Source organism: Actinoplanes sp. URMC 104 (genome assembly GCF_051386375.1).
Taxonomy (GTDB): Bacteria; Actinomycetota; Actinomycetes; order Mycobacteriales; family Micromonosporaceae; genus Actinoplanes.
The window spans coordinates 966421-989552 of the sequence record NZ_JBPQTO010000002.1 but is presented as its reverse complement, the minus strand read 5'-3'; the positions used below and the strand labels follow the sequence as shown (position 1 = coordinate 989552).

27 protein-coding genes and 1 riboswitch are annotated in these 23132 nt (G+C 72.5%); of the genes, 18 read left to right on the top strand and 9 right to left on the bottom strand.

Annotation, left to right across the window (positions count from 1 at the left end; all coding sequences use genetic code 11):
- Window positions 1–9 precede the first annotated feature (9 nt).
- The 3 genes from ACSNN8_RS05545 (at window position 10) to ACSNN8_RS05535 (ending at window position 1250) form a co-directional block, all read left to right on the top strand.
- The gene (locus tag ACSNN8_RS05545) at window positions 10–279 is read left to right on the top strand and encodes a hypothetical protein (protein ID WP_436647313.1); all 270 of its coding nucleotides are present in this window, start codon (window positions 10–12) and stop codon (window positions 277–279) included.
- Window positions 276–788 (top strand): GAF domain-containing protein, encoded by a 513-nt coding sequence (locus tag ACSNN8_RS05540; RefSeq protein WP_436647312.1) that lies wholly within the window; start codon window positions 276–278, stop codon window positions 786–788. The genes ACSNN8_RS05545 and ACSNN8_RS05540 overlap by 4 nt, the downstream gene beginning before the upstream one ends.
- 66 nt (window positions 789–854) lie before the next feature.
- Window positions 855–1250 carry a DUF3099 domain-containing protein gene (locus ACSNN8_RS05535; protein ID WP_436647311.1) on the top strand — a complete coding sequence of 132 codons (396 nt, stop codon included), beginning with the start codon at window positions 855–857 and terminating at the stop codon, window positions 1248–1250.
- Here ACSNN8_RS05535 and ACSNN8_RS05530 read toward each other — a convergent pair.
- Window positions 1247–2137, bottom strand: coding sequence for a carbohydrate kinase family protein (locus ACSNN8_RS05530; RefSeq protein WP_436647310.1), 891 nt, complete (start codon window positions 2135–2137; stop codon window positions 1247–1249). The two genes, ACSNN8_RS05535 and ACSNN8_RS05530, sit on opposite strands and share 4 nt — an antisense overlap.
- Window positions 2134–3084, bottom strand: coding sequence for a pseudouridine-5'-phosphate glycosidase (locus tag ACSNN8_RS05525; RefSeq protein WP_436647309.1), 951 nt, complete (start codon window positions 3082–3084; stop codon window positions 2134–2136). Before ACSNN8_RS05525 ends, ACSNN8_RS05530 begins: the two co-directional genes overlap by 4 nt.
- 151 nt (window positions 3085–3235) lie before the next feature.
- Here ACSNN8_RS05525 and ACSNN8_RS05520 point away from each other — a divergent pair, with 151 nt between their 5' ends.
- The 4 genes from ACSNN8_RS05520 to ACSNN8_RS05505 all read left to right on the top strand — a co-directional run bounded on the left by ACSNN8_RS05520 (window position 3236) and on the right by ACSNN8_RS05505 (window position 6125).
- Window positions 3236–3454: a DUF3039 domain-containing protein gene (locus tag ACSNN8_RS05520; protein ID WP_202990106.1), complete on the top strand. Its 219-nt coding sequence runs from the start codon at window positions 3236–3238 to the stop codon at window positions 3452–3454.
- Between the two features lie 112 nt (window positions 3455–3566).
- The gene (locus tag ACSNN8_RS05515; protein ID WP_436647308.1) at window positions 3567–5300 is read left to right on the top strand and encodes a DEAD/DEAH box helicase; all 1734 of its coding nucleotides are present in this window, start codon (window positions 3567–3569) and stop codon (window positions 5298–5300) included.
- A gap of 79 nt (window positions 5301–5379) precedes the next feature.
- The gene (locus tag ACSNN8_RS05510; protein WP_436647307.1) at window positions 5380–5871 is read left to right on the top strand and encodes a hypothetical protein; all 492 of its coding nucleotides are present in this window, start codon (window positions 5380–5382) and stop codon (window positions 5869–5871) included.
- On the top strand, window positions 5871–6125 hold the full coding sequence (locus ACSNN8_RS05505) for a helix-turn-helix transcriptional regulator (protein WP_436647306.1): 255 nt from the start codon (window positions 5871–5873) through the stop codon (window positions 6123–6125). Before ACSNN8_RS05510 ends, ACSNN8_RS05505 begins: the two co-directional genes overlap by 1 nt.
- Window positions 6126–6219: 94 nt before the next feature.
- Here ACSNN8_RS05505 and ACSNN8_RS05500 read toward each other — a convergent pair whose 3' ends face one another.
- Entirely contained in the window at window positions 6220–6459 is a 240-nt protein-coding gene (locus tag ACSNN8_RS05500; RefSeq protein WP_436647305.1) for a DUF7455 domain-containing protein, read from the bottom strand.
- A 242-nt stretch (window positions 6460–6701) separates the two neighbouring features.
- Entirely contained in the window at window positions 6702–8333 is a 1632-nt protein-coding gene (locus ACSNN8_RS05495) for an RNA polymerase sigma factor (protein WP_436647304.1), read from the bottom strand.
- A gap of 215 nt (window positions 8334–8548) precedes the next feature.
- Here ACSNN8_RS05495 and ACSNN8_RS05490 point away from each other — a divergent pair, with 215 nt between their 5' ends.
- Entirely contained in the window at window positions 8549–9379 is an 831-nt protein-coding gene (locus tag ACSNN8_RS05490) for an inositol monophosphatase family protein (RefSeq protein WP_436647303.1), read from the top strand.
- 14 nt (window positions 9380–9393) lie between these two features.
- Here ACSNN8_RS05490 and ACSNN8_RS05485 read toward each other — a convergent pair whose 3' ends face one another.
- Window positions 9394–9942, bottom strand: coding sequence for a LytR C-terminal domain-containing protein (locus ACSNN8_RS05485; RefSeq protein WP_436647302.1), 549 nt, complete (start codon window positions 9940–9942; stop codon window positions 9394–9396).
- Window positions 9943–10312: 370 nt separating this feature from the next.
- On the opposite strand from ACSNN8_RS05485, the gene ACSNN8_RS05480 reads away from it, so the two are divergent.
- Together ACSNN8_RS05480 and ACSNN8_RS05475 are read left to right on the top strand one after the other, a co-directional pair.
- Window positions 10313–10609 carry a DUF4193 domain-containing protein gene (locus ACSNN8_RS05480; RefSeq protein ID WP_436647301.1) on the top strand — a complete coding sequence of 99 codons (297 nt, stop codon included), beginning with the start codon at window positions 10313–10315 and terminating at the stop codon, window positions 10607–10609.
- 139 nt (window positions 10610–10748) lie between these two features.
- Window positions 10749–11561: a hypothetical protein gene (locus ACSNN8_RS05475; protein WP_436647300.1), complete on the top strand. Its 813-nt coding sequence runs from the start codon at window positions 10749–10751 to the stop codon at window positions 11559–11561.
- Here the strand turns inward: ACSNN8_RS05475 and ACSNN8_RS05470 are convergent.
- Window positions 11558–12061, bottom strand: a complete 504-nt coding sequence (locus ACSNN8_RS05470) for a DUF3093 domain-containing protein (RefSeq protein ID WP_436647299.1) — start codon at window positions 12059–12061, stop codon at window positions 11558–11560. The two genes, ACSNN8_RS05475 and ACSNN8_RS05470, sit on opposite strands and share 4 nt — an antisense overlap.
- Window positions 12062–12153: 92 nt before the next feature.
- Between ACSNN8_RS05470 and dut the strand changes: the two genes are divergently transcribed.
- The 4 genes from dut to ACSNN8_RS05450 all read left to right on the top strand — a co-directional run bounded on the left by dut (window position 12154) and on the right by ACSNN8_RS05450 (window position 14603).
- Window positions 12154–12636 (top strand): dUTP diphosphatase, encoded by a 483-nt coding sequence (gene dut / locus ACSNN8_RS05465; RefSeq protein ID WP_436647298.1) that lies wholly within the window; start codon window positions 12154–12156, stop codon window positions 12634–12636.
- An 18-nt stretch (window positions 12637–12654) separates the two neighbouring features.
- A complete protein-coding gene (locus ACSNN8_RS05460) occupies window positions 12655–13326 on the top strand; it encodes a DUF3710 domain-containing protein (RefSeq protein ID WP_436647297.1) in 672 nt (223 codons plus the stop codon).
- Window positions 13327–13428: 102 nt separating this feature from the next.
- A complete protein-coding gene (locus ACSNN8_RS05455; protein ID WP_436647296.1) occupies window positions 13429–13806 on the top strand; it encodes an OB-fold nucleic acid binding domain-containing protein in 378 nt (125 codons plus the stop codon).
- Complete coding sequence (locus ACSNN8_RS05450) at window positions 13803–14603, top strand: DUF3159 domain-containing protein (RefSeq protein ID WP_436647295.1); 801 nt, start codon at window positions 13803–13805, stop codon at window positions 14601–14603. The genes ACSNN8_RS05455 and ACSNN8_RS05450 overlap by 4 nt, the downstream gene beginning before the upstream one ends.
- On the opposite strand, the gene ACSNN8_RS05445 is transcribed toward ACSNN8_RS05450, so the two are convergent.
- Together ACSNN8_RS05445 and ACSNN8_RS05440 are read right to left on the bottom strand one after the other, a co-directional pair.
- A complete protein-coding gene (locus tag ACSNN8_RS05445) occupies window positions 14600–15283 on the bottom strand; it encodes a potassium channel family protein (protein WP_436647294.1) in 684 nt (227 codons plus the stop codon). The genes ACSNN8_RS05450 and ACSNN8_RS05445 overlap by 4 nt on opposite strands.
- On the bottom strand, window positions 15280–15945 hold the full coding sequence (locus ACSNN8_RS05440) for a potassium channel family protein (RefSeq protein WP_436647293.1): 666 nt from the start codon (window positions 15943–15945) through the stop codon (window positions 15280–15282). Before ACSNN8_RS05440 ends, ACSNN8_RS05445 begins: the two co-directional genes overlap by 4 nt.
- 35 nt (window positions 15946–15980) lie before the next feature.
- Here ACSNN8_RS05440 and ACSNN8_RS05435 point away from each other — a divergent pair, with 35 nt between their 5' ends.
- The 3 genes from ACSNN8_RS05435 to ACSNN8_RS05425 all read left to right on the top strand — a co-directional run bounded on the left by ACSNN8_RS05435 (window position 15981) and on the right by ACSNN8_RS05425 (window position 20082).
- Window positions 15981–18074 carry an APC family permease gene (locus tag ACSNN8_RS05435; RefSeq protein WP_436647292.1) on the top strand — a complete coding sequence of 698 codons (2094 nt, stop codon included), beginning with the start codon at window positions 15981–15983 and terminating at the stop codon, window positions 18072–18074.
- The gene (locus ACSNN8_RS05430; protein WP_436647291.1) at window positions 18071–19324 is read left to right on the top strand and encodes a class I SAM-dependent RNA methyltransferase; all 1254 of its coding nucleotides are present in this window, start codon (window positions 18071–18073) and stop codon (window positions 19322–19324) included. Before ACSNN8_RS05435 ends, ACSNN8_RS05430 begins: the two co-directional genes overlap by 4 nt.
- A 62-nt stretch (window positions 19325–19386) precedes the next feature.
- The gene (locus ACSNN8_RS05425) at window positions 19387–20082 is read left to right on the top strand and encodes a carbonic anhydrase (RefSeq protein WP_436647290.1); all 696 of its coding nucleotides are present in this window, start codon (window positions 19387–19389) and stop codon (window positions 20080–20082) included.
- On the opposite strand, the gene ACSNN8_RS05420 is transcribed toward ACSNN8_RS05425, so the two are convergent.
- Window positions 20069–20941 carry a bifunctional 5,10-methylenetetrahydrofolate dehydrogenase/5,10-methenyltetrahydrofolate cyclohydrolase gene (locus tag ACSNN8_RS05420; RefSeq protein ID WP_436647289.1) on the bottom strand — a complete coding sequence of 291 codons (873 nt, stop codon included), beginning with the start codon at window positions 20939–20941 and terminating at the stop codon, window positions 20069–20071. The two genes, ACSNN8_RS05425 and ACSNN8_RS05420, sit on opposite strands and share 14 nt — an antisense overlap.
- A gap of 15 nt (window positions 20942–20956) precedes the next feature.
- Window positions 20957–21036: riboswitch (ZMP/ZTP riboswitch) on the bottom strand.
- A gap of 162 nt (window positions 21037–21198) precedes the next feature.
- On the opposite strand from ACSNN8_RS05420, the gene dxs reads away from it, so the two are divergent.
- Window positions 21199–23115, top strand: coding sequence for a 1-deoxy-D-xylulose-5-phosphate synthase (gene dxs, locus ACSNN8_RS05415; RefSeq protein ID WP_436647288.1), 1917 nt, complete (start codon window positions 21199–21201; stop codon window positions 23113–23115).
- Window positions 23116–23132: the final 17 nt, after the last annotated feature.

The following is a 23132-nucleotide window of genomic DNA, read 5'->3' as shown; positions in this document are numbered from 1 at the left end:
AGGTCTGCTGTGGCTAAGACAGACGAATACGGACTGGTGCCGCCCACCGAGGAGGCCGCCCTCGAGGCGCTCGGCGAACTGGTCGGCCCCGGAACGGCCGCCGGGCTGTGGGACATCTCGTGCCGCGCGTTGTACCTGCCGCGGCCCGTCGAGGCGGTCTCGGACCTGCGCCGGGTCGCCGAGCACCTGATGGAGACCGGCGACCTGATGCGGGTCACCGGCCGGTCGCTGAAGGTCCGCGCGATCACGTTCGACGCGCTCTCCGGGATCGGATCATGACGTCGGTCGAGCGCAGCCGGCTGCGCGCCCGGGACCGCCTGCGCGAGGTGGCCCGGCTCGGCCTGGACAGGGAGCTGTCCCGGCCCTACCTGCAGGAGATCGTGGAGGAGGCCGCCGAACGCCTGGGCGCACCGATCGCCCTCGTCGACGTGCTGCTCGACGAGGCGCAGATCTTCGTGGCCGTCCAGGGCCCGGTGCCGGAGTGGCTGGCCGGAGCGGCCGGCACGCCGATCGAGTGGGCCTTCTGCCGCCCCTTCGTCTCGGACCCCGCCCCGCGGGCGATCCCGGACCTCACCGCCGACCCGCTCTGGCGGGACAACCCGCTGGTCACGATCGACGGCGCCCGGGCGTACATCGGTGTGCCCCTGGTGTCGCGGGCGGGGCACGTCGTCGGCGGGTTGTGCGCCCTCGACGTGCAGCCGCGCGACTTCGCGCCCGGCTCGGTCGAACTGCTCCAGCAGTTGGCCGACGACGTGATCGCCCGGCTCGAGGCACGAGCCGACGACTAGCTCCGGCAGTGGTGGGCAACGCATCAAGAACGGTGCAAGTATGGGGGGTCGATCGGAGACCCCATCGTGAAGAAGCAGCCGGACCGAGCGGTGCTCATCACCAACGCCGCTCGCAGTCAGGACGACCAGTTCCGCAGCCGGCAGATCCGTTACGTATCGATGATGGCCATCCGCGCTCTGTGCGTCATCGCCGGCGCGGTGCTGGTCAGTGTCCATCCACCACTACTGGCTCTCTGGCTGATCCTGTGCGCCGCGGGCATGGTGTTCCTGCCCTGGGCGGCCGTGCTCATCGCCAACGACCGCCCGGCCAAGACCAAGGAGGAGCGCGCCGCCGACGCGCTCGCCCGCGACTCCAAGCCGCAGGCCACGCTGCCGCAGCACTCCGCCGAGCAGCAGGACTACCTGACCATCGACCTCGAGCCCACCGACTGGGCGCATGCGGAGGGCCGCGACAAACGCTAGGGCCGCGCGCCGATCGCCGAGACCGCCTCGGCGCCGAGCGCGGCTCCGGCCTTCAGCGCGGCCTCCGGCTGCTCCCCGGCGCACCAGGCCGCGAGCAGCCCCGCCGCGAAGGCGTCACCGGCTCCGGTCGGGTCCTTCATGCGTACGCGTTCCGGCCGCACGGCCCGCACGACACCGTCGCGGCCGGCCCAGGTCGCCCCGGCCGCGCCCTGCTTGACGACGACGTTGCGCGCATGCGCGGTCAGCCGCCGGGCCTGCTCCTGCGCCGGACCATCCCCGGCCAGCACGTCCGCCTCATCCGCGTTGCACAGCAGCACGTCGCAGTCGCGCACCCAGCCCAGGAAGGCCTCCGCGCCCACCGCCCGTAGCGGGGCCGCCGAGGCCGCGTCCACGCTGGTCGTCATCCCGCGCCCGGCGGCGGCCGCCAGCGCCTGCAGACCCGCCGGACGCGACCCCTCGTGCAGCAGCGGATAGCCCGACAGGTGCAGGTGGGTGGCGCCGGCCGCGTCGATCGCCCGCAGTACGTCGGCGGGGTCGAGCAGCAGCGCCGCGCCCCGATCGGTGATCATCGTCCGCTCGTCGGGGCCGGCCAGCACCACCACGCTGCCGGTGACCGCGCCGGGATGGGCCCGCACCGCGCAGCGCACCCCGGCCGCGGTCAACTCCGCCACCCGTTCCCGCCCGGCCGGGTCGTCGCCCACCGCGGCGACCAGCGTGACCGGCCGGCCGGTGCGCGCCAGCCAGGCGGCCGTGTTCGCGGCCTGGCCGCCGCCGCCCACGGTGATCGCCGCGGCCGTGTCCGAGCCCGGCTCGATCGGCCCGTCGTGCGCCACCAGCACGTCGGTGACCAGGTCGCCGACGACGACGATCATGCAGGGACGGATCATGCAGGGACGCTGAAGCCGAGCGGGGCCGTGGCGGACGACGCGGTGGCGACCGCGATCCGGGCGGCCAGCTCCGCGTTGCGCAGGATGATCCGTACGTTGACCTCGAGGCTCCTGCCCTGCGTGCTCTCGTGGAAGTGGCTCAGCAGGAACGGGGTCACCGCCTTGCCCGTGATGCCGCCGCGCGACAGCAGCGACAGGCCCTCGGCCAGGGTGCGGTCGTGCAGCTCCGGGTCGAGCTGCTCGTCGGCGGGCAGCGGGTTCGCCAGGATCAGCGCGCCGGCGCCGGCGTTCTGGTCGGAGCGGGCCCGGATCACGTCGGCCACCTGCTCGGGGGAGTCCAGCTCCCAGTCGACGTCGAAGCCGCCGTCGGTGATGAAGAAGCCGGGGAAGCGCCGGGTGCGGTAGCCCGCCACGGCGACGCCCAGCGTCTCGAGCCGCTCCAGCGTGGCCCCCACGTCGAGGATCGACTTCACGCCCGCGCACACCACGACGATCGGGGTGCGGGCCAGCGTGGTGAGGTCGGCCGACTCGTCGAAGGTGACGTTCGCCTCGCGGTGCACGCCGCCCAGCCCGCCGGTGGCGAACACGCCGATCCCCGCCGCGGCGGCGACGGCGCTGGTCGCGGCGACGGTCGTGGCGCCGTCGGCCCGGCGGGCGGCGGCGACGGCCAGGTCGCGTACGGAGAGCTTGGCCACGCCCTCGGCGAGCGCGAGGTGCTCGATCTGCGCGTCGTCGAGGCCGACGGTCAGCTCGCCGCCGATCATGCCGATGGTGGCGGGCACGGCGCCCCGGTCGCGCACGGTCTGCTCGATCTCGCGCGCCACCCGCAGGTTGTCCGGGTGCGGCAGGCCGTGCGAGATGATCGTGCTCTCCAGCGCGACCACCGGCCGGCCCTCGCGGCGGGCGCGGGTCACGTGCTCGCCGTAGCGAATTGCGAAGTCAGTCACGCCAGCTACCGTACGGGGCCCGCCTGCGCGTTTGCCGTTGGACCGGTTCGGCGTGAGCTGTCAGACTTGCGGGTTGGAGCTTGGAGCTGTCGAGGCCGGGGGGACCGGCAGCGCACCCACCGACGAGATCGTCAACCGAGAGGCAGATGTCGTGAGCACGGAGATCCTGGAGCGCCCGGAGACCAAGGACGCCGACACCGGGCCCGAGATGTTCCACTACGTGCGCAAGGAGAAGATCGCCGAGAGCGCGGTCATGGGCACGTACGTCGTGGCGCTGTGCGGCGAGAAGTTCCCGGTGACGAAGTCGCCGAAGCCCGGCTCGCCGGTGTGCCCGCAGTGCAAGGAGATCTACGAGTCGATGCAGCACTGACCTCGCCACCGCTGCGCATAGCCGCGCCCGGCTCGCCGTCGCGGCTATGCTGGTTGCCGCCCCCGGTCCAAGTGCCGGGGGTTGTTTTCTGCCTGGGAAGGATCGACGCAGCTTGAGCCCGAAACTGCCGGACCTGGAGACCTTCCCGCCACTTCGCGACTGGCAGCGCAAGGCCCTGGTGAGCTATCTGCGCCGCCGCAGCGACGACTTCATGGCGGTGGCGACCCCCGGCGCGGGCAAGACCACCTTCGCTCTGCGGATCGCCGCGGAGCTGCTCGCCGACCGCACCGTCGAGGCGGTCACCGTGGTCTGCCCCACCGAGCACCTCAAGGTGCAGTGGGCGTCCGCCGCGGCGCGGGTCGGCATCCAGCTCGACCACGAGTTCCGCAACGCCGACGTGCACTCCTCGCGCGACTTCCACGGCGCCGTGCTCACCTATGCCCAGGTCGGCATGGCCCCTGCCGTGCACCGCCGGCGCACGATGACCCGCCCCACGCTGGTGATCCTCGACGAGATCCACCACGCCGGCGACTCGCGCAGCTGGGGCGACGGCGTCAAGGCCGCGTTCGAGCCCGCCGTGCGCCGGCTCATGCTCACCGGCACGCCGTTCCGCTCGGACGAGAACCCGATCCCGTTCGTCACCTACGAGCGGGGCGACGACGGCCTGCAGCGGTCGCGATCCGATTCCACGTACGGGTACTCCGACGCGCTGCGCGACGGCGTCGTGCGGCCGGTGCTGTTCATGGCGTACTCGGGCGAGACCCGGTGGCGCACCAACGCCGGTGACGAGCTCGCCGCCCGCCTCGGCGAGCCGATGACCAAGGACCTGATCGCCCAGGCCTGGCGCACGGCTCTGGACCACCGCGGCGACTGGATGCCCCAGGTGCTGCGGGCCGCCGACGCGCGGCTCAGCAAGCTGCGCGAGCACGGCATGTCCGACGCCGGCGGGCTGATCATCGCCAGCGACCAGCAGACCGCCCGGGCGTACGCCAAGCTCATCGGCGAGATCTCCGGCGAGCCCGCCACGGTCGTGCTCTCCGACGACGAGGGCGCCTCCAAGCGGATCGCGACGTTCGCCGCCTCGCAGGAGCGCTGGCTGGTCGCGGTGCGCATGGTGTCCGAGGGCGTCGACATCCCCCGGCTCGCGGTCGGCGTGTACGCGACGAGCGCCTCCACGCCGCTCTACTTCGCCCAGGCGATCGGCCGCTTCGTGCGGGCCCGCCGCCAGGGCGAGACCGCGACGGTGTTCCTGCCCAGCGTGCCGCACCTGCTGGGGCTGGCCAGCGAGATGGAGGCGCAGCGCGACCACGTGCTGGGCCTGCCCAAGCAGAAGGACGGGCTCGACGACGACCTGCTCGAGCGGGCGCAGCGCGAGGAGAACGCCGAGGGCGCGCTGGAGAAGCACTTCGAGGCGCTGTCGGCGACCGCCGAGCTCGACCAGGTCATCTACGACGGCACCTCGTTCGGCACGGGCGCGCGCACCGGCACGGCCGAGGAGGAGGAATACCTCGGCCTGCCCGGCCTGCTCACGCCCGACCAGGTGTCGGTGCTGCTGAACAAGCGGCAGGCCGACCAGCTGGCCGCCCAGAAGCGTGCCTCGGCCGCCGCTGCCGCCGCCGCGCCCGCGCCCGCCCAGCGGGAGGCGCCCGTGCCGATGACCGCGGGGGAGCGGCGCAACAGCCTGCGCCGGCAGCTCAACACCCTGGTCGCCGCCCACCACCACCGCACCAACCTGCCGCACGGCAAGATCCACGCGGAGCTGCGCCGGCTCTGCGGCGGGCCGCCCAGCGCGCAGGCCACCATCGAGCAGCTCGAGGAGCGGATCGCGACGATCCAGACGCTCTGAGCGGCCGTTTTCAGGTGTCCAGTCTTCTTGATGTTAAGTCCTCTTGACTGTCAAGGAGACTTGACCCGATGATGGACGCATGACGACGACGTTGTTCGACCGGGTCATTCAGTGGAACCTCGACCGTGACGGCGACATGTACGGCGACGAGCGCGAGCGCTTCCGGTGGTACGAGGGCATGTCCGCCGCCGCCTCCATGCAGTGGCTCGCCGTCCCGTGGGCCGCGGTCGTCCTGGTGTGGACGCTGGGCCGCTCGTCGGTGATCCCGCTGGCGGTCGTGCTGGTCGCCCTGATGATCCCCATGCTGCTCTGCACGGCCTACGTGCGCCGTCGGCAGGTCGAGACGCTCCCGCGCTTCTGGAGCGCCAAACGGGTCTTCTGGGGCCTGATCGGCGGCATCCCCTACGCGGTCTTCATGGTCGGGGCCCTGCACGCCTACGACCCGCAGGGCTCCACCTGGAAGGGCGCCGCCCTCGGCACCGTCCTCGGCGGCGCGATCAGCCTCGGCATCCAGGTGGCGACGAGCCGGCGCCGGCGCCGCCTCGAGGCCCTCGCCGTGGACGAGGACTGATGGCGCCTCCCGCGGGGCCGGTGCGCGCTCCGGAGGCGGACGGCACAGCCGGGGTCCGCATCCGGGCCGCCCGCAAGGAGGTCGGCCTGACCCAGGCGGGGCTGTCGAGCGCCGTGCAGGTGAGCCGCCAGACCATCATCGCCATGGAGACGGGCGACTACGCGCCCTCGGTCTATCTGGCCCTGAAGGTCGCCAAGGCGCTCAACACGACCGTCGAGCACCTCTGGGACCCCGGACCGGCCGAGGCGTCCTGACGGCCCGCTGGGGGCCGCCGGCGCGGGCATGGAAAAGGGGCGCCCCACACCGTGGGCGCCCCTTTCAAGGCCTAGCTCGTCGGGGGAAAGAGATTCAGTTGGAACTCTGCATCTTGTCGGCGCCACGCCAGGTGAACTCGGGGTCGGCCGAGTACTGCACCGCGATCTTCACCAGGTCCTCGGCGTAACGGTTGGCGTGGTGTCCGCAGAACACCAGCTCACTGCCACCAGCCAGGGTCAAACGGAGCTTTCCTGCTGCATTGCAGCGGTCGCACCGTTCATCGGCTGCGGGGCCGGCCACACTACCTGCCGGCGGCGTGAGAGTCGGGGTCATCGCCTTCCTCCTCTGTTCGAACCGATGAACATGTTCCTCGGCTACTGCTCACATCGTGCAACACCCTGCACCGTTGCGGCCTTCCCACTGTGCCCCGGGGGGACCGAGGTCACACGTGCTGGGCTAAGTGTGCCGTGATCCAAGGGTGCCACGTCAACGATCACTTCTGCACAACGGTCTGATCACCACCCGACGATGTACGGGTGGTGACCATTCGGGCACGTTATGTTGACCGAACGCCCCTAGTCCAGGTAGTCGCGCAGAACCTGGGAGCGGGACGGGTGTCGCAACTTCGACATCGTCTTGGACTCGATCTGGCGGATGCGCTCGCGGGTGACCCCGTAGACCTGGCCGATCTCGTCGAGCGTGCGGGGCTGGCCGTCGGTGAGGCCGAAGCGCAGCCGCACCACGCCCGCCTCGCGCTCGGACAGCGTCTGCAGCACCTGCTGGAGCTGGTCCTGCAGCAGCGAGAACGACACCGCGTCGACCGCGACGACCGCCTCGGAGTCCTCGATGAAATCGCCGAGCTGGCTGTCGCCCTCGTCGCCGATCGTCTGGTCGAGCGAGATCGGCTCCCGGGCGTACTGCTGGATCTCGAGGACCTTCTCGGGCGTGATGTCCATTTCCTTGGCCAGCTCCTCCGGCGTGGGCTCGCGGCCCAGGTCCTGGAGCAGCTCGCGCTGGATGCGGCCGAGCTTGTTGATGACCTCGACCATGTGCACCGGGATGCGGATGGTGCGGGCCTGGTCGGCCATGGCGCGGGTGATGGCCTGGCGGATCCACCAGGTGGCGTACGTGGAGAACTTGTAGCCCTTGGTGTAGTCGAACTTCTCGACCGCGCGGATCAGACCCAGGTTGCCCTCCTGGATCAGGTCGAGGAACGCCATGCCGCGGCCGGTGTAGCGCTTGGCCAGCGAGACCACCAGACGCAGGTTCGCCTCGAGCAGGTGGTTCTTGGCGCGCTCGCCGTCGCGGCCGATCCAGCGCAGGTCGCGCTCGAGGTTGCGCTCGAGCTTCTCCTCGCCCTCGTCGCAGGCGCGCAGCCGCTCGGCCGCGTAGAGGCCGGCCTCGATCCGCTTGGCGAGCTCGACCTCCTGCTCGGCGTTGAGCAGCGGGACCTTGCCGATCTGCTTGAGGTAGGCGCGGACGGAGTCGGCGGAGGCGGTGAGCTCGGCGTCGCGACGCGCCTGCTTGAGCGCCTCGGACTCCTCGTCGTCCCACTCGAAGTCGCCGTCGGTGGCCGAGCTGGCGGCGTCGGTCGCGGCGGCCTCGACCATGGCGGCCGGCTCCTCGACGACGACGTCCTCGATCTCGGCGGCGAGCTCCTCGGGATCGATCTCCTCGCCGTCGGCGGGGCCCTCCTCGCCGGGGGCGGCGGGCTTGCCGGCCTTGGCGGGAGCGGCGGCCTTCTTGGCGGGGACGGCCTTGGCGGCGGCGGCCTTCTTGGCGGGCGCCTTCTTGGCAGCCGCGGCGGAGGCGGCCACGGCGGGCGGCTCCTCGCCGGCCTCGGGCGCGGCTGCGGCCTGCTTGGGGGCGGGCGCGGGCGCCTTGCGGGCCGGGGCGGCCTTGGCGGTGGTGGCCTTGGAGGCCGGGGTCGCGGCGCGGGCGGCGGCGACCTTGCGACGGGTGCTCGCCGAGCCGTCGACGACCACGGTGACGCCCGCGTCGACGAGGCCGCGCAGGATCTTCTTGGCCTGAGCCGGATTGACCTCGGCGGACTCGAGCGTGTGCGCGACCTCGGCCGACGTGAGCTGCCCGCCCGCACCCTGGGCATGAGCGATCAGGGCCTCGGTGAGGGAACGAACGTCGGCACCGTTCTGGTGGGCTTCTGTCACGAAAGACCTTCCGGAGGCGATGAGGTTGAGCACGGCCATGAGCCCAGCGCAGCGCACGGCGAGGAGGCTGGCCGGTGTTGGTGTGGGGACCCCCGGGACGCGGACGATCGAGGCTCGGTGTCCGTGAAGCGGTGGGCAGGGGTGAATTGTAGCGCCGTCGAGCGAGATCCTCCCGCCGCAGCACGCCGCAGGCCCCCGCCGACCTCGCCGGTGACCTCCGGCGGGAGAATGGTAGCGGCGGAAAGGGCATACACGTGAACCAGTTTGCGGCCGATCGGGCCCCATCGACACCCGCTGTTCTGCTCGATCTCGCGGTCCGGGTCGCCCGGGAGGCCGCGGCCACCGCCCGGCGCATGCGGGCCGGGGCGATCGGCGACGTCGGCACCAAGAGCACCGCGACCGACGTGGTCACCGCGGCCGACAAGGCGGTCGAGCGTCAGGTGGTCGAGGCGCTGCTGGCGGCCCGGCCGGGCGACGGGGTGCTCGGCGAGGAGTACGGCACCTCCGAAACGGCGCAGCCGGGGGCCGTGCGCTGGATCCTCGACCCCATCGACGGCACGGTGAACTACCTCTACGGGCTGCCGCAGTACGCGGTCTCGCTCGCCGCGGAGCTCGAGGGCGTGGTGGTCGCGGGCGTGGTCGTCAACGCGGCGACCGGCGACGAGTGGACGGCCACCCGCGGCGGCGGGGCCTGGCGCGGCGACCGGCGGCTGCGCGGCTCGGCGCCGGCGGGCCTGGGCCAGGCGCTGATCGGCACCGGGTTCGGCTACGACGCCCGGCGCCGCGCCCACCAGGGCCGGGTGGTGGCCGAGCTGCTTCCGCAGGTGCGCGACATCCGGCGGCTGGGCGCGGCCGCGCTCGACCTGTGCGCGGTCGCCGAGGGCGCGCTCGACGGCTACTACGAGAAGGGCCTCAACCCGTGGGACTGGGCCGCGGGCGGCCTCGTCGCGACGGAGGCGGGCATCACGGTCGCCGGGCTGCGCGGGGCCGCGCCCGGGCTCGACATGCTCGTGGCGGCGCCGCCGGTGATCTTCGAACCGTTGCACGACGCACTGGCCGAGCTCGACGCCGCGGGTGGCCCCTGAGGGCCGTACCCGGCCTAGCTGTCCTTGTCGTTCTCGTCGACGGGCTTGAGGCAGGTGCCGGGCGGCAGCGTGGGCTCGCCGACCTCGACCAGCGACTGGTTGACCTCGGTGCTCGTGGCGAGCTGGCGGAACTGGTTGCCGATCACGACCTCGACGACCGCGCCCTTGCGCTTGGCGCTGTAGGTCATCTTGGACTGGGCGAGGAAGTACGCCCGCAGCAGCTGCGCCTTGCCGACGGTGTCAGGGCCGTAGCGGATCTCGGCGACGCCCTTGTAGCGGGTCTTGCTCTCGGCCGGCTTCTGCACCGTGAAGCGCCTGTTCTTGAACTCGGTGGTGACGCTGTCGGCCAGCCCGGCCTTCTCGGTGCCGTTGTAGACCTTGACGGTGACCTCGGCCGGGTCGTTGGGCAGGCGCAAGTCCACCCGGGGGGCGCCGGCGGGGCACCCCGCACCGGTCGTCGCGCCGCCCTGGGTGTCCTTGACCAGCGCGACGATGACGAACACCACCGCGGCCACGGCAAGCACGCCGACGACGACGAGCGCTCGGACGCGCGCAAAGCTCATGGGACAGGCTCCAGGTGGTTCGCGAATGTGGCACAGCCGGGGTGTCGCGCCCGCCGGGGAACGGACGGGGCCTGTCGAGAGGTTAGCGTCTGTGCGCCAGGCATGCGGAAACAGGGAATACTTCCGGCGCGTTGACGATGATCCAGAGCCTGGTACCCCTACTTTGATGTCGCCTCGGTCACATCGGGAACAATGGGCCGCCCCGGCGCGTACAACAGTGCCGCGACGGCGGTAGTGTTCCGCGCTCGCCCGGGGGAGTTTGGCAAGTCAGGGGCAGTGTCGGAAATCGTCCGGCCGAACCGGGAACCGAAACAACGTCGCGGGCGTTACTAACGCCAAGTGACACATCGATACAGGAGAGTGAAGACCGATGGCCACCGACTACGACGCCCCGCGTCGCGATGAGGTCGACCTCGGCGAGGACAGCCTCGAGGAGCTGAAGGCCCGCCGAGCCGACTCGCAGTCGGGTGCAGTGGACGTCGACGAGGTCGAGGTGGCGGAGAGCTTCGAGCTTCCCGGTGCCGACCTGGCCGACGAGGAACTCACCGTCAAGGTGCTGCCGATGCAGCAGGACGAGTTCCGCTGCGCTCGTTGTTTCCTGGTGCATCACCGCAGCCAGCTGGCCGCGGAGCGCAACGGGGAGCTGATCTGCCGCGAGTGCGCCTGACCGGGCGCTCGCGCAGTGCACCACCACCCGGCCGCGGTACGTGGTCGGGCGTCAGGCCGTTGCCGGGGGTTTGACCCCGGGTCGACACCGGGCATCACCATGAAGCGATGAGCCCGGTCACGACAGCGGGAGGACGACGATGAGCGGAACGGACCACCCTGCCGAGGCGAGCACGCCGCCGGCCCTGGAGCACACCTCTGCGAGGAGCCAGGAGCTGAGCGCGGCCGACGCCGACCTCGGGCGGACCGTGGCCGCGCTCACCGCCGACGATCTGGAGCCGGCCGGCCGCCGGCAGCTCCTCGGCCGGCTCGTGGCGGACATCCGCCGCCGGGGGATGGGCCAGATGTTCAAGCCCAAGGCCGCCGCGCGCTGGATGGCGGACGTGGTCGCCGACGTGGCGCCGCACGTCCCGGTCCGCGACGTCGAGACGCTCCGCCGGCACTTCCCCGGCCTGAGCGACGACGACCTGGCGGAGCGCCTGATCCGCAACGCCGCGCGCTCGACGGCCGGCGTCGGCGCCGCCGGGGGTGGCGTCGCATCCATCGAATGGGTGGCCCCGCCGACCCTGCTGTCCGCGCCCATCCTGCTCGCCGCCGAGACGATCGGCGTCGTCGCGATCGAGCTCAAGCTCATCGGCGAGCTCCACGAGATCTACGGCCGGCCCGTCCGGGGCGGGATCGGCCAGCGGGCCGCCGCCCTGGTGCAGTCCTGGTCGCAGCAGCGCGGGGTGAACCCGCTGGTGCCCGGCGTCGGGGTGGCCACCGTGCTGGGCACGGCCGCCCGCAAGGAACTGCAGACGACGCTGCTCAAGCGGTTCGGGCGCAACCTCACGACCCTGGGCCCGCTGCTGACCGGCGCCGCGGTGGCCGGCTATCTGAACCGGCGGGCGACCCGCAACCTGGGCGAGCACATCCAGAAGGACCTGCGCAAGGGCCGCGTGATCGACGGCTAGGCCGGGCCCTGCCCGCGGCCGGTGTCGCGGGCGGTGAGCAGCGCGGTCGCCAGCTCGACCGGGTGCCGGGTGCTGATCACCCAGTACGGCGTCGGGTCGGCCGGATCGTCGAGCAGCACCTGCACGGCCGGGCCGATCCACGGGCGCTGGATGACGAAGGCGAACGGGTGCGCGCCCACGCCCAGCGCCTCGCGCTTGCCTTCGGTGTCGAGCGCCACCACGTCCTTGACGAAGCCGACCGGCAGCCGGGCGTCGTCGACCCGGAACTCGCCCTCGGCGACCTCCACGCGGATGCGGCCGATCCAGAGCAGCCCGGCGACGGTCAGGGGCGCCAGCACGGCGAACGGCACCCAGAACGGCGCGGCGGGGAAGCCGAGGAGCAGCTCGACGCCGAGGATCGCCACGACGATCAGCGCGACCGGCCAGAGCCACCAGTTCAGGCGCAGCCGCTCGGTGTAGGCGGGCGCCGCGGCGGTGCGGGCGGGGGACTGCGGTGTCACCCTGGAAGGGTACGGCGCGCCTCCGCGAACGGGCACGGCAGGATGGCAGGGTGAGTGCCGCCCGCAGCCGCACGAGTGAGGAAGCTTCCGCCTTGACCGACGTAGTGATCCCGATCCGCCTGCTCGACCCCGACCTGCCGCTGCCGGCCTACGCGCACCCGGGGGACGCCGGGGCCGACCTGGTCGCCGCCGAGGAGGCCGAGCTGGCGCCGGGGCAGCGGGTCAAGGTGCGCACGGGCATCGCGGTGGCCATCCCGGAGGGGTACGTCGGCCTGGTGCATCCACGGTCGGGGCTGGCCGCCCGCCTGGGCGTGACCGTGCTCAACGCGCCCGGTACGGTCGACGCGGGTTATCGCGGTGAAATTCTGGTGATTCTGGTGAACCACGACCCGGCGAACACGGTGAAGATCGCCCGCGGCGACCGCATCGCCCAGCTCGTGATCCAGCGGGTCGAGCGGGCCTCGTTCCACGTGGTCGACGAGCTCGGCGACACCGCTCGCGGCGCCGGTGGGCACGGGTCGACCGGCGGGCACAGCGCGCTGCCCCCGCAGCCGCAGCAGCAGCAGCAAGGTTGAGACGGAAGGTTGGCAGTGATGTTCTCCCGTAAGCGCGGTGGCCCGAAGCACGTCCGCCCCACCGACGCGCCGCCCTCCGAGGCGCTCCAGCAGAGCATGGCCGCGAGCGACGAGCCGGCGCGGCCCGACCGCGGGCCCTGGGACGCCCAGCACGCCCCCGGCGACGTGCAGCGGCTCGACCTGGGCAGCCTGCAGATCCCGGCGGTCGAGGGCGTCGAGGTGCGGGTGCAGGCCAACCCCGACGGCGCGATCGAGCAGGTCGTGCTCGTCGACGGCGAGAGCGCGCTGCAGCTGGGCGTGTTCGCGGCGCCGCGCACCGAGGGCATCTGGGACGAGGTGCGCACCGAGATCGCCGAGGCCATGCGGGGCGACGGCGTGGCGCCCCGTGAGCTCGACGGGCCGTACGGCACCGAGCTGGCCGCCCGGGTGAACACCCCGGAGGGTCCGGCCGACGTGCGGTTCGTGGGCGTGGACGGGCCCCGCTGGATGGTCCGGGCGCTGTTCCAGGGCGCGGCCGCGTCCGACCCGTCACGCGAGGGCCGGCTCGGTGAGGTGCTCACCGGGCTGGTGGTCGTGCGCGACAACGAGGCCCGTCCGGTGCGTGAGGCACTGCCGCTGCGGCTGCCCAAGGAGATGACCGAGCAGGCCGAGCAGCAGGAGGACCAGACCAACGGCAGCCGGCCGGTCTAGGCGGCTCGTGACAGAGGTCACCCGGGGCGTACCGTAGAGGGGCGGCACGGCGTACGAGGTCGTGCCGCTCACTTGCGGGCCACCTGCGGGCTAGGAGAAGGCATGACCACCGACGAGCGCACCGGCCTGCGCCGGTTCTTCGACCGGTTGACCGCCACCGATTCCGAGCTCGACGCGCGCGATCTGCTGCGCGAGAGCGCCAAGTGCGGGGCGATGCCCGCCGGGCAGTGCACCCGGGGCCAGGTCGTCTCGGTGTCCGGGCGGCTGCGCACGGTCGCGTACACTCCCCGCACCAACCTTCCGACGCTCGAGGCCGACCTCTGGGACGGCAGCGACGTCGTCACCCTGGTCTTCCTCGGCCGGCGCTCGATTGCCGGCATCGAGCCGGGACGGCAGCTCACCGCGCGCGGCCGCATCGCGCTCCGGGACGACCGCAAGGTGATCTACAACCCGTACTACGAGCTGGAGGCGCCCCGGTGACACCCGGCAGCGAGCCGCGTCACGCCGCGCACGAATCCGTGGAGGAACGGCTCGCCGAGGAGGTCGTCGAGGAGCTCGACCTCCACCCGGTCGCCGAGCCGACTGCCGGCAAGGCGGCGGAGACGGACGAGGAAGAGCCGTTCCCGTCGATGAGCGAGCAGATCGCCGAGCAGCTCGGCGGCGTGCGCGGGCTGATCGAGTCGAGCCTTCCGGTGCTCGCCTTCGTGCTGCTCAACGTGGTGCTCGGCGACTCCGTGGCCGGGCTCGAGAAGCGTACGGCGCTGTACTGGGCGATCGGCGGCGCGGTGTTCACGGCGCTGGCGATCGGCGCGTTCCGGCTGAGCCGCAGGCAGCCCGTCCGCCACGCGGTGAACGGCCTGTTCGGCATCGCGGTCGGCGCGTTCCTGGCCTGGCGCACGGGCAACGCCGAGGACTTCTACCTGCCCGGCATCCTGCTGACCTTCGCCCAGGCCGCGGCGCTGCTGATCTCCGTACTGGTCCGCAAGCCGATCATCGGGTACGTGTGGGGCGTCATGGCCAACAAGGGTCACCAGGACTGGTTCGACAACGCCCCGCTGTTCCGCACGTTCCAGTGGCTGACGCTGGTCTGGGTGGCCTCGCTGAGCGTGCGCGCCGGCATCCAGTTCGTGCTCTGGCAGATGGGCGAGGCGAACGCGCTGGGCATCGTGCGGATCCTGATCAGCTGGCCGATCTACGCCGCCACGTTCGCCTTCACCGCCTGGGCCATCCACCGGGTGACCAGCACCCAGCAGCAGCAGGCCCCCGAGGCCTCCTAGCCCAGCTCGCGGCCCTCGTTGCCGAGCACGACGGCGCGGATCTGGTCCTCCACCTCGGCGGTGCACACGAAGATCAGCTCGTCGCCGGCCTCGAGCGGGTCGTCGGCGGTGGGCACCATGACCCGCTTGCCGCGCAGGATCGCCACGAGCGCCGAGTCGCGCGGCAGCGGCACGGCGCGGACGGGCTGACCCTCGTACGGCGCGTCCTTCGGCAGTGTGATCTCGACGAGGTTGGCCTCGCCCTGGCGGAAGGTCATGAGGCGCACCAGGTCGCCGACCGTGACCGCCTCCTCGACCAGCGCCGCCATCAGCCGGGGCTTGCTGACCGCCACGTCGACGCCCCACTGCTCGGTGAACAGCCACTCGTTCTCGGCGCGGTTGACCCGGGCCACCACGCGCGGCACCGCGAACTCGGTCTTGGCGAGCAGCGAGACCACCAGGTTGGCCTTGTCGTCGCCGGTGGCGGCCACCACGACGTCGCAGCCGGCCACGTCGGCCTCCTCGAGGCTGCTCAGCTCGCACGCGTCGGCAAGCACCCAGTCGGCCTCGGGCACCCGCTCGGGCCGCAGCTGCTTGGGCTGCCGCTCGATCAGCATGACGCGGTGGCCGTTGCCGATCAGCTCCTGCGCGATCGACCGGCCGACGTTGCCGGCCCCGGCGATGGCGATCCGCATGGTCACTGCCCTTCCTTGTCGGCGCCCGAGGCGAGGTCCAGCACGGCGCCCACGGTCTCGTCGGTGACCAGCAGAAAGACCTGGTCGCCGTCCTGGATGACGGTGGACGGGGTGCCCAGCGTGCCCATGCCGAAGCGCATCAGATAGGCCACCCGGGCGCCGGTGCGGTCCTCGAGCGCCTTGAGCGTGCGCCCGACCCAGTCGGTGTGCAACGGCGCCTCGACGATCGACACCACGCTCGTCGGGTCGCGGAACACCTCGACGGTGCCCTCGGGAACCAGGTGGCGCACCATCCGGTCGGCGGCCCAGCGGATCGTCGCGACGGTGGGGATGCCCAGCCGCTCGTAGACCTGGGCGCGCTTCTGGTCGTAGATGCGGGCCACCACGCGGGAGACGCCGAACGTCTCGCGCGCGAGCCGGGCCGAGATGATGTTGGAGTTGTCGCCGCTGGAGACTGCCGCGAAGGCGTCGGCGCGCTCGATGCCGGCCGAGCGCAGCACGTCACGGTCGAAGCCGACACCGGTCACCGTGGTGCCGCGGAAGTCGGAGCCCAGCCGTCGGAAGGCGTCCGCGTTCTGATCGATGACGGCCACCGTGTGGCCGCGTCCCTCGAGGTTGTGGGCCAGCGTCGAACCCAGCCGGCCGCATCCCATGATCACCACGTGCACGTGTCGCGTCCTCCTTCTCTGCAGCAGAGATTGCCATGCGCCCGCCAGGGGCGGCGGGCGGGGCGGGATACACGCCCGTACGCTTGGCACTCGTGGCCAGTACGACCTCCCTCGCGAAGCGGCTGTTGCTGGGCCGGCCGTTCCGATCCGACAAGCTGCAGCACACGCTGCTGCCCAAGCGGATCGCCCTGCCGGTCTTCGCCAGCGACGCCCTGTCGAGTGTGGCGTACGCGCCCGACGAGATCCTGCTGACGCTGTCGATCGCCGGCGCGGGCGCGTTCTACATCTCCCCGTGGATCACCCTGGCCGTCGCGGTCGTGATGGTCACCGTGGTCGCCAGCTACCGCCAGAACGTGCACGCCTATCCCTCCGGCGGCGGCGACTACGAGGTGGCGACCGTCAACCTCGGGCCGCGCGCGGGTCTGGGCGTGGCCAGCGCGCTGCTGGTCGACTACATCCTGACGGTGGCGGTGTCGACCGCGGCCGGCGTGAACAACCTCGGCTCGGTGGTGCCGTTCGTCGCCGAGCACAAGGTGGCCTTCGCGATCGGCGCGATCGCGGTGCTCACCGCGCTGAACCTGCGGGGGCTGCGCGAGTCCGGCACCGCGTTCGCCATCCCGACGTACACGTTCATCGTCGTGGTCGTCGGCATGATCCTCGTCGGGCTGGTCCGGGTGTTCGTGCTGGGCGAGGACCTGCGGGCGCCCAGCGCGGGGCTGACCATCACGGCCGAGGAGGACCACCTCACGAGCTTCGGCTTCGCCTATCTGCTGCTGCGCACGTTCTCGTCCGGCTGCGCGGCGCTGACCGGCGTCGAGGCCATCTCCAACGGCGTGCCCGCCTTCAAGCCGCCGAAGAGCAAGAACGCGGCCACCACGCTGATGCTGCTGGGCGGCATCGCGATCGTCATGCTGGTCGGCATCGTGCTGCTCGCCCGGGCCACCCACCTGCAGTACGTCGAGGACCCCTCGCTGCAGATCGTGTCGGGCCCGGCCAACTACGTGCAGAAGACGGTCACCGCCCAGCTCGCCGAGACCGTGTTCGGGCCGGGGTCGATCCTGCTCTACGTGGTCGGCGCCGTCACCGCGCTGATCCTGTTCCTGGCCGCGAACACCGCGTTCAACGGCTTCCCGGTGCTCGGCTCGATCCTCGCGCAGGACCGCTACCTGCCCCGGCAGCTGCACACCCGCGGCGACCGGCTCGCGTTCAGCAACGGCATCATCTTCCTCGCGATCGCGGCGATGGTGCTGGTGGTGGCGTTCCAGGCGGAGACCACGCGGCTGATCCAGCTCTACATCGTGGGCGTGTTCGTGTCGTTCACGCTGTCGCAGGGCGGCATGATCCGGCACTGGAACCGGCTGCTGCGCACCCAGCGCGACCCCGAGAAGCGGCACCGGATGATCCGGTCGCGCGCGATCAACGCGTTCGGCATGGGCCTGACCGGCGCGGTCCTGGTGATCGTGCTGATCACGAAGTTCCTGCTCGGCGCGTGGATCGCGATCGCGGCCATGGTCGTCATCTACGGGCTGATGCTGGCCATCCGCAAGCACTACACCCGGGTCTCGCAGGAGCTGCAGCCCACCGACGAGCGACCCGTGCTGCCCTCGCGCAACCACGCGGTCGTGCTGGTCAGCAAGGTGCACATGCCGACCCTGCGCGCGGTCGCGTACGCCCAGGCCACCCGGCCGGACACGCTCACCGCGGTCACGGTCAACGTGGACGACAAGGACACCCGGGTGATCCAGCAGGAGTGGGAGCGCCGGCAGATCCCGGTGCCGCTGACCGTGGTGGACTCGCCCTACCGTGAGATCACCGGCCCGATCATCGACTTCGTCAAGGGCGTGCGCCGGGGGTCGCCGCGCGACGTGGTGACGGTCTTCGTGCCCGAGTACGTGGTGGGCCGCTGGTGGGAGAACCTGCTGCACAACCAGAGCGCGCTGCGCATCAAGGGCCGGCTGCTGTTCGAGCCGGGGGTGATGGTGACCAGCGTGCCGTGGCAGCTGCGCTCCAGCCAGGACCGCGACCTCGAACGCTTCGACCAGAGCCTGACCCATGTGCCCGCGCGCGGTCCCCGGCAGCGCGCCGTCGAGCCGGTGCCGACCGCGCCCGACCCGGAGTCGCGCTCGTGACCGACGAACTGGTGCAGGGCGACCGGGTCGAGCTGACGGTCGGCGCCCCGGCGCACGGCGGGCACTGCGTCGCGCGGCTGGGCGGCGGGCACGGCCGCGTGGTGTTCGTGCGCAACGCGCTGCCCGGCGAGCGGGTGACCGCCGAGATCACCGAGCTGCACAAGGGGTTTCTGCGCGCCGAGGCGGTCGAGGTCCACGAGGCCTCGCCCGACCGGGTGGAGCCGCCGTGCCCGTGGGCCCGGCCCGGCCTCTGCGGCGGCTGCGACCTGCAGCACGCCACCGGGGAGGCGCAGCGGCGGTGGAAGGCCGCGGTCGTCGAGGAGCAGCTGCGGCGGCTCGCGAAGCTGTCGTGGGACGTGGAGGTCGAGGAGCTGCCCGGCGGGCTGCTCGGCTGGCGCAGCCGGGTCCGCTACGCGGTGGACGCCGCCGACCGGCCCGGGCTGCTGCGGCACCGCTCGCACGAGGTCGTGCCGATCGACCGGTGCCGGATCGCGCACCCGGCGATCCAGCAGCTCGACCTGCTGGCGCGCGAGTGGCCCGACGCGGACGCCCTGGAGGCGGTGGCGACCACCGGCGGCGACGTGGCCGTGCTGGCCCGCCCGTCGGGCACCGGCGGCCCGCTCCCGCCCGACGACCCGGCCGAGGGCACCACGCTGGGCGCCGGCGGACGGGTCCGGCTGTCCGGGCCCGACGAGGTGACCGAGGTGGCGGCCGGGCGGCATTGGCGGGTGCCGCCGGAGGGCTTCTGGCAGGTGCATCCGGCCGCGGCCGGCACGCTGGCGTCCACCGTGGTCGAGATGCTGCGGCCGGACGAGGGCGAGTCCGTGTGGGACCTCTACGGCGGCGCCGGGCTGTTCGCCGCGGCGCTCGCGGCGCGCACCGGAGGGCGTACGACGGTGGTCGAGGCGTCCCCGGCCGGTGCGGCCGCCGCCCGCGCCAACCTGGCCGATCTGCCGGCGGCCGAGGTGGTCGAGGCGCGGGTCGACGTGGCGCTGTCCCGCCGGCGGATCACCGGACCGGTCGACCTCGTGGTGCTCGACCCGCCGCGGGCCGGCGCCGGCGCCAAGGTGGTGCGCTCGGTCGTGGCGGCCGGGCCGCGCGCGGTGGCGTACGTGGCCTGCGACCCGGCGTCGCTGGCCCGCGACGTGGGCACGTTCCGGCAGCTCGGCTGGCGGATGAGCGCGCTGCGCGCCTTCGACTGCTTCCCGATGACCCAGCACGTGGAGTGCGTCGCACTGTTGGAACGCTGACAGACGGGCCCCGCGAGCATCAATAAACTCCGATCCGCTTCCGCCATGATCGGAGAAGATCCATGTCCGTCGGACGTCGTTCCCTGCTCGCCGCGGGCGCCACCGCGCTCACCGCGACCCTCGTTCCCGCCGCCGCCCAGGCCGCACCGGCTCGCCCGGAGCCCGAGCCGCCCGCCACCTACGACGCCGCGCTGCGTGAGCTGCTGCGCGGCAACCGCCGCTTCGTCACCGGCCGCACCCGGCACCCGCACCAGAACGTGGCCGCCGTCCACCGGCTGGCCGCCGCCCAGGACCCGTTCGCGATCGTGCTCGGCTGCGCCGACTCGCGGGTCGCCTCGGAGATCCTGTTCGACCAGGGGCTGGGCGACGTCTTCGACAACCGGGTCGCCGGCAACATCGTCGACGACCTGCTGCTGGGCAGCATCGAGTACGCCGTCGAGGAGTTCGAGCCGCCGCTGCTGCTGGTGCTCGGCCACGAGCGCTGCGGCGCGGTCTCGGCGACCGTCAATCTGATCCGCTCGGGCGGCCAGGCGCCGGGGCACATCGCCGCGATCGTCGACGCGCTGCGCCCGATCGTCGAGCCGGTGCTCTCGCAGCCCGGCGACGCGGTCGAGAACGGTGTGCGGGCCAACGTGCGGGCCCAGGTCGCGGCGCTCACCGCGAGCAGCCCGATCATCCGCGAGAAGGTGGAGGCCGGGAGGCTCGGGGTGGCCGGGGCGCGCTACGACCTGGACACCGGCAAGGTCACGCTGCTGTAGCGACCGCCCGCTCCGCGGCGGTGATCGCGTTGCGGAACAGCATCGCGACGGTCGTCGGGCCCACCCCGCCCACGCGCGGGGTGATCGCCCCGGCGACCTCGGCGCACTCCTCGGCCACGTCGGGCAGCAGCCGCTTGCCCGCGTAGCGGACGCCCGCGCCGATCACCGTCGCGCCGGGGCGGACGTGCTCGGGCTGGATGATGCCGGGCACGCCGGCGGCCGCCACCAGGATCTCGGCGCGCTTGGTGTAGCGCTGCCAGTCGGGCACGCCGGTGTGCACCACGGTCACCGCGGCGTTGGCGGTCGGCCGCTTCTGCGCGAGCAGCATGGCCAGCGGGCGGCCCAGGGTGGCGCCGCGGCCGAGGATGACCACCTCGCGCCCGGCGACCGGGATGTCGTAGTGGGCGAGCAGCGCCTCGATGCCGGCGGGGGTGCAGGGCAGCGGGCCGGGCATGCCGATGGCGAGCCGGCCCATGTTCAGCGGGTGCATGCCGTCGACGTCCTTGTCGGGGTCGAGCGTCATCAGCGCGGCGTCGTAGTCCAGGTGGGCGGGGATCGGGTACTGGATGAGCACGCCGTGCACGCCCGCGTCGGCGTTCAGCTCGGCGATCACCTCGTCCAGCTGCTCCTGGGTGGTCCCGCCGGGCAGGTGCCGGTGCGGCGAGTCGAAGCCGAGCTCCGCGGCCTGGCGCTGCTTGATGCGGATGTAGCCGGCGCTCGCGTCGTCGTCGCCGACGAGCACGGTGGCCAGGCTCGGCGTCACGCCCTGCGCCTTGAGCTTCGTCACGCGCTCGGAGACGTCGGCCAGCACGGCCTCGGCCACGGGCTTGCCGGGCAACAGTCGGGCTTCTGCAGGCATGCGACCCCCTCGTCGCACGGGGGCCCAGGCGGTCGACTCCCCGTGACAGGCTCCCCGATGGTCGATCCATCCCCGGTGCCGCCAGTTGCGTCGTACAAGCATGCCCGACCGGCGCAGGGCCGCGGCGAGGGGGTTGTTACTGTGCGGTAGATCACCAAGGACCGCAGGTCACGGCAATGCGTCGGTTCTGTGGAGGAGCTGAGGACGGCCCATCGGCCCAGGTGCGTCTCAGCTTCGCGCCGATAGACTTCACTCTCATGAGCGAATCCCTCCCCGCCCCGGACGGCATTCTGGCGACCGTCACCGCACCCGGTGATCTCAAGCGCCTCAGCACCGAGCAGCTGACCCTCCTGGCGGCGGAGATTCGTGACTTCCTGGTCGCCAAGGTCTCGCGCACCGGCGGCCACCTGGGGCCCAACCTCGGCGTCGTCGAGACCACCCTCGCGCTGCACCGGGTGTTCGACTCGCCACGCGACCGGATCCTGTTCGACACCGGCCACCAGGCGTACGTGCACAAGATCGTCACGGGCCGGCAGGACGGGTTCGACCTGCTCCGCCAGCGCGGCGGCCTCACCGGATATCCGAGCCGGGCCGAGAGCGAGCACGACTTCATCGAGAACTCGCACGCCTCCACCGCGCTGTCCTACGCCGACGGCATGGCCAAGGCCTTCGCGCTGCGCGGCGAGGACCGGCACGTGGTGGCGGTCGTCGGCGACGGCGCGCTCACCGGCGGCATGTGCTGGGAGGCGCTCAACAACATCGCCGCGACCGGCAACCGGCTGGTCATCGTCGTCAACGACAACGGCCGGTCCTACGCGCCGACCATCGGCGGCCTCGCCGACCACCTCTCCACGCTGCGGCTCAACCCCGGCTACGAGAAGGTGCTCGACCTGGTGAAGGACGCGCTGGGCTCGACCCCGGTGGTGGGCAAGCCGGTCTACGAGGTGCTGCACGCGGTCAAGCGCGGCATCAAGGACGCGGTCAGCCCGCAGCCGATGTTCGAGGACCTCGGCATCAAGTACCTGGGCCCGGTCGACGGCCACGACGTGCAGGCCATGGAGTCGGCGCTGCGCCGGGCCAAGGGCTTCAACGCGCCGGTGATCGTGCACGCGGTGACCCGCAAGGGCTACGGCTACCGGCCCGCCGAGCAGGACGAGGCCGACTGCCTGCACGGGCCGAGCAGCGCGTTCAGCATCGAGACCGGCAAGCTGCTCGCCGCCCCCAAGCTGAAGTGGACCAACGTCTTCGCCGACGAGCTGGTCAAGATCGCCGACGAGCGCCCCGACGTGGTGGGCATCACGGCTGCCATGGCCGAGCCGACCGGCATCGCCGCGCTCGCCAAGAAGTACCCCGAGCGGGCGTACGACGTGGGCATCGCCGAGCAGCACGCCGCGACCAGCGCGGCCGGGCTCGCCATGGGCGGGCTGCACCCGGTGGTAGCCGTCTACGCCACGTTCCTCAACCGCGCGTTCGACCAGGTGCTGCTCGACGTCGCGATGCACGAGCTGCCGGTCACGTTCGTGCTCGACCGGGCGGGCATCACCGGGCCCGACGGCCCCAGCCACTACGGCATCTGGGACATGAGCGTCTTCGGCGTCGTGCCGGGCCTGCGCATCGCGGCGCCGCGCGACGAGGCGTCGCTGCGCGAGGAGCTGCGCGAGGCGATCGCGGTCGACGACGGGCCCACGATCGTGCGCTTCCCGACCGGCGCGGTGCCCGCCGCCCTGCCCGCGGTGCGCCGCGTGGGGCAGGTCGACGTGCTGCGCGAGGACGACCGCCAGGACGTGCTGCTGGTGGCCGTCGGCGCGTTCGCCGGGCTGGGCCTCGAGGTTGCCGAGCGGCTGGCCGGGCAGGGCTTCGGCGTCACCGTGGCCGACCCGCGCTGGGTGCGGCCGGTGCCGATCGAGCTGACCGGGCTGGCCGCCTCGCACCGCATGGTGGTCACGCTGGAGGACGGCGTCCGGGCCGGCGGCGTGGGCGACGCGGTGGCCAGCGCGCTGCGCGACGCGGGCGTCGAGGTGCCGTTGCGCGACTTCGGCATCCCGGCCGGCTTCCACCCGCACGGCTCGCGCGCCGAGATCCTCGCGGCGCTCGGCCTCACCGCGCAGGACGTGGCCCGCGAGGTCACCGCGTGGATGTCGCAGCTCGCCGAGCAGCCGGAGCTCCAGGCCTGACGTGCCGGAAAAACGGC

Bases quoted from the DNA above. Each gene is read 5' to 3' on its own strand.
- ACSNN8_RS05500 (WP_436647305.1), bottom strand. From the start codon at position 6,459: ATGACCCCGACTCTCACGCCGCCGGCAGGTAGTGTGGCCGGCCCCGCA.
- ACSNN8_RS05480 (WP_436647301.1), top strand. From the start codon at position 10,313: ATGGCCACCGACTACGACGCCCCGCGTCGCGATGAGGTCGACCTCGGC.
- dxs (WP_436647288.1), top strand. From the start codon at position 21,199: ATGAGCGAATCCCTCCCCGCCCCGGACGGCATTCTGGCGACCGTCACC.
- ACSNN8_RS05420 (WP_436647289.1), bottom strand. From the start codon at position 20,941: ATGCCTGCAGAAGCCCGACTGTTGCCCGGCAAGCCCGTGGCCGAGGCC.
- ACSNN8_RS05455 (WP_436647296.1), top strand. From the start codon at position 13,429: ATGACCACCGACGAGCGCACCGGCCTGCGCCGGTTCTTCGACCGGTTG.
- ACSNN8_RS05460 (WP_436647297.1), top strand. From the start codon at position 12,655: ATGTTCTCCCGTAAGCGCGGTGGCCCGAAGCACGTCCGCCCCACCGAC.
- ACSNN8_RS05505 (WP_436647306.1), top strand. From the start codon at position 5,871: ATGGCGCCTCCCGCGGGGCCGGTGCGCGCTCCGGAGGCGGACGGCACA.
- ACSNN8_RS05495 (WP_436647304.1), bottom strand. From the start codon at position 8,333: ATGGCCGTGCTCAACCTCATCGCCTCCGGAAGGTCTTTCGTGACAGAA.
- ACSNN8_RS05540 (WP_436647312.1), top strand. From the start codon at position 276: ATGACGTCGGTCGAGCGCAGCCGGCTGCGCGCCCGGGACCGCCTGCGC.
- ACSNN8_RS05510 (WP_436647307.1), top strand. From the start codon at position 5,380: ATGACGACGACGTTGTTCGACCGGGTCATTCAGTGGAACCTCGACCGT.
- ACSNN8_RS05530 (WP_436647310.1), bottom strand. From the start codon at position 2,137: ATGATCCGTCCCTGCATGATCGTCGTCGTCGGCGACCTGGTCACCGAC.
- ACSNN8_RS05435 (WP_436647292.1), top strand. From the start codon at position 15,981: ATGCGCCCGCCAGGGGCGGCGGGCGGGGCGGGATACACGCCCGTACGC.
- ACSNN8_RS05485 (WP_436647302.1), bottom strand. From the start codon at position 9,942: ATGAGCTTTGCGCGCGTCCGAGCGCTCGTCGTCGTCGGCGTGCTTGCC.
- ACSNN8_RS05425 (WP_436647290.1), top strand. From the start codon at position 19,387: ATGTCCGTCGGACGTCGTTCCCTGCTCGCCGCGGGCGCCACCGCGCTC.
- ACSNN8_RS05475 (WP_436647300.1), top strand. From the start codon at position 10,749: ATGAGCGGAACGGACCACCCTGCCGAGGCGAGCACGCCGCCGGCCCTG.